This is a genomic window from Polaribacter septentrionalilitoris, assembly GCF_009832745.1.
GTDB classification, from domain to species: domain Bacteria; phylum Bacteroidota; class Bacteroidia; order Flavobacteriales; family Flavobacteriaceae; genus Polaribacter; species Polaribacter septentrionalilitoris.
On sequence record NZ_VRMJ01000026.1, the window covers coordinates 1 to 5450 of the forward strand.

General features: G+C 27.8%; 8 protein-coding genes. All 8 read right to left on the reverse strand.

Going from position 1 to position 5450, the window contains the following annotated elements; translation table 11 throughout:
* Positions 1 to 247: 247 nt before the first annotated feature.
* Complete coding sequence (locus FP421_RS05950; RefSeq protein WP_159948596.1) at positions 248 to 1012, reverse strand: hypothetical protein; 765 nt, start codon at positions 1010 to 1012, stop codon at positions 248 to 250.
* A 173-nt stretch (positions 1013 to 1185) separates the two neighbouring features.
* Entirely contained in the window at positions 1186 to 1569 is a 384-nt protein-coding gene (locus FP421_RS05955) for a hypothetical protein (protein WP_159948597.1), read from the reverse strand.
* Complete coding sequence (locus FP421_RS05960; protein ID WP_159948598.1) at positions 1566 to 1835, reverse strand: hypothetical protein; 270 nt, start codon at positions 1833 to 1835, stop codon at positions 1566 to 1568. Before FP421_RS05960 ends, FP421_RS05955 begins: the two co-directional genes overlap by 4 nt.
* Before the next feature lie 161 nt (positions 1836 to 1996).
* Positions 1997 to 2806, reverse strand: coding sequence for a hypothetical protein (locus tag FP421_RS05965; RefSeq protein WP_159948599.1), 810 nt, complete (start codon positions 2804 to 2806; stop codon positions 1997 to 1999).
* 191 nt (positions 2807 to 2997) lie between these two features.
* Positions 2998 to 3204: a hypothetical protein gene (locus tag FP421_RS05970; protein ID WP_159948600.1), complete on the reverse strand. Its 207-nt coding sequence runs from the start codon at positions 3202 to 3204 to the stop codon at positions 2998 to 3000.
* A 118-nt stretch (positions 3205 to 3322) separates the two neighbouring features.
* Complete coding sequence (locus FP421_RS05975) at positions 3323 to 3577, reverse strand: hypothetical protein (protein WP_159948602.1); 255 nt, start codon at positions 3575 to 3577, stop codon at positions 3323 to 3325.
* 194 nt (positions 3578 to 3771) lie between these two features.
* Positions 3772 to 4290, reverse strand: coding sequence for a hypothetical protein (locus FP421_RS05980; RefSeq protein ID WP_159948604.1), 519 nt, complete (start codon positions 4288 to 4290; stop codon positions 3772 to 3774).
* A gap of 165 nt (positions 4291 to 4455) precedes the next feature.
* Positions 4456 to 5295 carry a TlpA family protein disulfide reductase gene (locus FP421_RS05985; protein ID WP_159948606.1) on the reverse strand — a complete coding sequence of 280 codons (840 nt, stop codon included), beginning with the start codon at positions 5293 to 5295 and terminating at the stop codon, positions 4456 to 4458.
* Between the last annotated feature and the right edge of the window lie 155 nt (positions 5296 to 5450).

Below are 5450 nucleotides of genomic sequence, written 5' to 3' on the forward strand. Positions count from 1 at the left end.
TTTTTGCCATAGAATTCGAAATAAATATTGTTTTTATCAATTCATTTCGTTCAATTTCAATTTGGTAATTCCGTAAAATATTCCTTTTTTTGAGTTTGCTTGGTAATGTGTTACAACGTGTTTGTGTATGATTTCGTTGCGTGTTTAAGCAACTAAATTAGCAAATACAAACCGAATAGAAAATCCGCGAGAATTTTCGTAAGTAGGCGAGTACTAGCAATGAATTATACACGGTGTTGTGCTTTCGTTATTTTTTAATCTCTTTCTCAATTAAATCGAGAATTTCTTTTACTAATACTAATGTTTTTTCTTCTGTCCGAATTAAACCATTCTTTTGCATAATCAAATTCTCTACTATATTTTCGAATTCAATAATGTTTAGTAAAGTTCTATTATCGATTTCAAATCTCGATTTTGGTAAAGTGTATTTATCCAAAGCTTTAAAATTCGAAGCTTCATCCACATTTAGCCAACTTCCATTTTTTATTATAAAATCTATTGCTTTACCTTCCAATTCCAATGCATTATTTTCTTTGTCTTTTATTGATTCAACATATGGTTTCCAGGAAGATAATTTATTCCTCAATTCTTGACTTTTAATCAAACTTAAACTACTTGAATTTTGTAAGTTATCCAATGAATTATTGGTTGGAAAAAATTCTGATAGAGCTGTTAAGTCATCAAGCAGTATGCTAAATTCAGATTCTGTTTTAATGGATGAATTATCTCTCCCAAAGTTTAAAATTTCCAAATCAGATTTAATATATTTTTCGTTGTCAGAAAGAACACTTTCAAGGTTTTCTTTATTTAGTTGAAAATCCTTTTTTAGATTTAAGAGAGTATTCTGTTCCAGCTTGTTTTCTTTTCGATTTTCATTCGCATTGTTGATTCCCAATGCTATCAAAATTCCAATAACTACAAGGATTATTTCTCCAATTGCATAAATCAGATACTTGCTGAATTTATTTTCAGAGAGTAGTTTTTGTCTAATTTTTCTAAAGAATTTTATCATTGGTTAGCGGTTTGTCATAATGAAGCACAACGTTGTTGTATATGGTTTGTTGCGTGTTTTAAGCACCTAATTTAGCAAATACAAACCGAATAGAAAATCCGCGAGGATTTTCGTAAGTAGGCTGGAACTAGCAATAAATTATATACGGTGTTGTAATGCGTTTTTATTTTTCGTTATTCTATTTTCTTAAATTTCTGTCTAAAATTTGAAATATTTGTTCCGTCAGAATCATAATCTCTAATTACAAGTTCAGTTTGGGTTAATTTCTCAATAACGTAATTCCGATTTCCTAAATTCAGAATTGAGTCCGTTTTTTTGTATTCAAAAGTTAGTCCTCCAATTGATTCGGAACCAGTGAAGTCAGATTTTAATTCAATTATAAGTCCATCGCAAGAGTATTCAAATTCCTCTCCGCTAAACAAATCCGCACTTTTTGTAGTTCCATCTTCAAGTTCTTTATGATAACATTCCCATTTCCCGACCAATTCGTTAGAAACATTTTTCAAGCCAATACAAGAAGTCAGAATTATTATTGAAATCGTAATTAAATATTTCATTCCGCTAACCTTATTTCAAATTCTGTTATTTCTCCTTTATTTATTTTTTGTATTTCCAAGAGTGATTTTTGAAACCAATATTCAGTTCTAATTTTGTTGTAATAACTAAAGCAAAATTCATTTTCTGTTGCATCAAATCCGCCACAATAATTTTCGGTTTGAAATTCATCATCGCTTTCAATTTCCCTCCATTCAGCTAGTGTCAAATTCCGATTTATTATACTTCTAAAAACCCCTAATAATTCTTTGTCAACTACTAATTTCATTACGAATTTCGATTTTTTTCAAATGCATTACAACGTGGTTGTGTAAGGAAAGTTGCGTGGTTTAAGCACTAAAGTTAGCAAATAAAACACGAACCAAGAAAATCCGAGAGGATTTTCGTAAGTTGGCTTTTACCAGCAATTTTTTTTACACGGTGTTAGGTTTAGTTATTCTCATTCGTAGTTTTATAGATTGTTTTCATTAATTCAATATTTCTATTAAATTCCTCTGAATTTATTAAAAAATTAATACTATATAGTTCCCCTTTTTTATAGAAGAATTCAGACTTAATTCCACGATTTTCTAAAAGTTCTCTAATCTTAAATAAATTTCCTTTTTTAATTTTGATTAATATGTATTCATTATGATTTTTAAAAGTTAAGATATTTAAAGGTTTTAAAGCAATGTATCTTGAATAATAATTTAGAGAGTATTCTATTTGTGGATTTATTTTTCTAAATAGATTAATAGATTTCTGTATTATTTCTTTATGATTTTTATTCAAACAATTTCTCCAATATTCTAGTTTATCTTCTTGTTTTAATTTAGTTTCAGGTCTTTTAATTCTACCTTCAATAATGTGTATTTTAAAATGGCACTTGTTATGTATTAAGACAACTTTCTCCTTGCAAATATTTGTTTCAGGACATTTGCTGCATTTTGGAGTTTTTAATTTTCTGTGGGGTTGTTTGGTTGTTGGTTTAGGTAGCCTAAAACATTCCAAATATTTACAAAGCCTGTCATAGTCCAAATGATGAATTACTCCTTCTGAATTTTCAATGATCTGATTACAAGCTGGACAAATATTATTCTGTTCATTTGCTAATTGATTAGCAATAAATTCAGATTTTGTAATGTTTTTAAAATTTCTCCATTTATTAGATTCATCTACTGAAAGATTTTTAAATTTTCCCTCTTTTAGAGATTTGGAATCATTTATTGGGAGTAAATCTTTGTAATTAAAACTAGACATTAATTCAATCTATAATTTTCAAACTAGCAATTTGTTTTTAATTAAACCTAACGTGATTGTGTATGATTAGTGGCGTGTTTAAGCACCTAATTTAGTAAATAAAAACCGAATAGAAAGTCCGCGAGGACTTTCGTAAGTAGGCGAGAACCAGCCATTAATTATACACGGTGTTGCCATTTCGTTGTTTTTATTCAGTTCTTATTTCTCTTTTCGGCTTGTTTTTTTAGACTATTTCGAGTGATAAATCCCATACATATGCCAAAAAATAAAGCATTGAATATAAATCTCCAGATTCTAAAATCTTGTCCATCTGTATAGTCAAACCCAACCATAATTCCAGCATAAACAACTCCGCCAGCGATTCCTCCTTTTATTATTGATTTAGTTTCTGTTTTCATAATTAGTCATAAAATATTGTGGTCTGCAAACATTTTCAATTCCGATTGAGTGAGTAATTCCACAACTTTTTAAATTCTGCGCATAGTTGAGTTTTTATCAACTCGTTTCAGTTCCGATTTATTTTTTATGTCTTTCTTCTGGTTTTCTGGTTAGCACAAAATATAAAACATATAACCAACTAAAAATACCGTGCAAAAATGCTAAAAGAACTGATTTATTTCTTTCCCAAGAAACCACCACAGCCAAAACACTTCCTAATCCAATTCCACTGCTAATTGCTGTATTTCTTATTCCGTTGTTTCTAGAGTCTTGGCTAAAACATTCTAAAGTGAATACTAGTAAAAAAATCAAGGTCAGTTTTATTTTATTCATATTTTTAGATTTTGAGTGCGTTTCGCCAATGAATGGCAACGTGTTTTTGTATGGTTTGTTGCGCCTTAAAGCAATAAAGATAATTAATAATAACTAACAAAGAAAGTTCGTGAGAACTTTCGTAAATAAGCATAAAATGAGCAATAAATTATACAAGGTGTTGGCAACCGTTTTTTATTCCGCCAAACTTAAATTCATTCAGATTCCTTTTTGGTTTTTAATGTATCTGTTAATGTGTATACTTTATATTCAACAGTTTTATTATTCAAATCAGTCAATTTCTGTTTTAAAGAATCACGTTCAAATTTTAGAGAATCATAATTGTTCTTTAATTCACGATAATCATATTTCTGATAAATATTTAAAGAACCAAAAACAATTGTCAAAATGATAGGTATTATTTTATATAAATCAAACTTTTTTGGTTTCGATTTTTTAGTGAACTTGTTATATCCGAAATTGGATAGTTTCAATTCTTTTCCTTTTTCGGTTAAAGAAAACCAACCATTGTCATTGTATTTTTCAAACAAGTCATTATTCATTCCGAATAATTTTGTTTCGTTCACAATATCAAAGAACTTTTTTACTTCATCTTTATTTTTTTCATCAGGTTTTATTTCCTTGAAAAAAATATTGTTGATTGAAAATGTATTAAAGTCAGTTATTTTCTCAAATAACAGGTCAATTTTTTCAATTATTTCTTTTTCATTCATTTTTCAGATTATGAGTGAGTAATGGTTGCCAACGTTGTTGTATAAGGGAAGTTGCGGTTTTGTCAGCGAGGAATTTCCGAAGGAAATTCAGAAGTTGGCAAAAATGCAACTAACTTTGGTTAAGCACTAATTTAGCAATTTTTTTTATACGGTGTTAGCTACAGTTTATTTATTCAGATCTTCAATTATCTTTTCAAGATAAACTAAATCTTTTTCTGTTCTTTCTTTCATTTTCTTCTTTTCATAGTCGTATTCAGAGGGAATTCCTCCTCCAACATATTTGACAATTCCTTCTTTATTTAAAAGAATTATTTTAGGGTAAGACCTATTTCCTAAATCTTTACTTAAATAATTTTTAGCATTAATAATGTGTTCAAAATTGAACTTTTTCTTTTTTAGAAAATGTTTTACCTTTTCTTTAGAGTCAAAAGTTATAGCAACAAAGTTGACTTCATTCTTGTATTTTTCTTTCAAAGTATTGAGTAAAGGTATTTCTTTTACACAAGGAAAACAATTAGTAAACCAAAGATTAATAAAAGTAACCTTTCCTTTGAAATGCTCTAAGGTTCTTCTTTTTGATTCAACATTCCTTAAATTAAATTCAGGTATTTTTTTATTCTCTAAAGTGAAAATTTTTTCATTTCTAGTAGATTCATATTTAATATCATAACGAACAATATTAATGATTGAATCAGATTTGTTTAATGTTTTAATTATTTTGTAATTAACTTTAAATCTGTGGGTATCATTTTTATTTCCATTTTTTTTTGCTTTTATATTTAATTCTGAAATTTTATTTTCTAATTGAATTTTAGTCAAAACTTCACTTTTCTCACCAATTTTATAAAATTCTTGAGATGCAATTGATAGATAGCAAAGCATAAATACTAATACTAAAATTTCCTTTTTCATATTGTTGATTTTAATTGTAGCTAACGTTGTTTTGTATGGAAAGTTGCGGTTTTGTGAACGAGGAATTTCCAGCGGAAATTCAGAAGTTTGCAAAATAGCAACAAGCTTTAGTTTAAACTAAATTAAGCAATTTTTTATACAAGGTGTTGCCTAAAGTAGTGTTTTTTATTAATTTTCTAATGTTTCAAATTTATCGTTTTTTTTCTTATTTTCAGTTGATAAACTCAATATTTTTCAGGTTTTTTTAT

Excerpts from the sequence above, each read along its gene's own strand:
- FP421_RS05975 (WP_159948602.1), bottom strand. The coding sequence starts at position 3,577 with ATGAATAAAATAAAACTGACCTTGATTTTTTTACTAGTATTCACTTTA.
- FP421_RS05960 (WP_159948598.1), bottom strand. The coding sequence starts at position 1,835 with ATGAAATTAGTAGTTGACAAAGAATTATTAGGGGTTTTTAGAAGTATA.
- FP421_RS05950 (WP_159948596.1), bottom strand. The coding sequence starts at position 1,012 with ATGATAAAATTCTTTAGAAAAATTAGACAAAAACTACTCTCTGAAAAT.
- FP421_RS05965 (WP_159948599.1), bottom strand. The coding sequence starts at position 2,806 with ATGTCTAGTTTTAATTACAAAGATTTACTCCCAATAAATGATTCCAAA.
- FP421_RS05980 (WP_159948604.1), bottom strand. The coding sequence starts at position 4,290 with ATGAATGAAAAAGAAATAATTGAAAAAATTGACCTGTTATTTGAGAAA.
- FP421_RS05970 (WP_159948600.1), bottom strand. The coding sequence starts at position 3,204 with ATGAAAACAGAAACTAAATCAATAATAAAAGGAGGAATCGCTGGCGGA.
- FP421_RS05955 (WP_159948597.1), bottom strand. The coding sequence starts at position 1,569 with ATGAAATATTTAATTACGATTTCAATAATAATTCTGACTTCTTGTATT.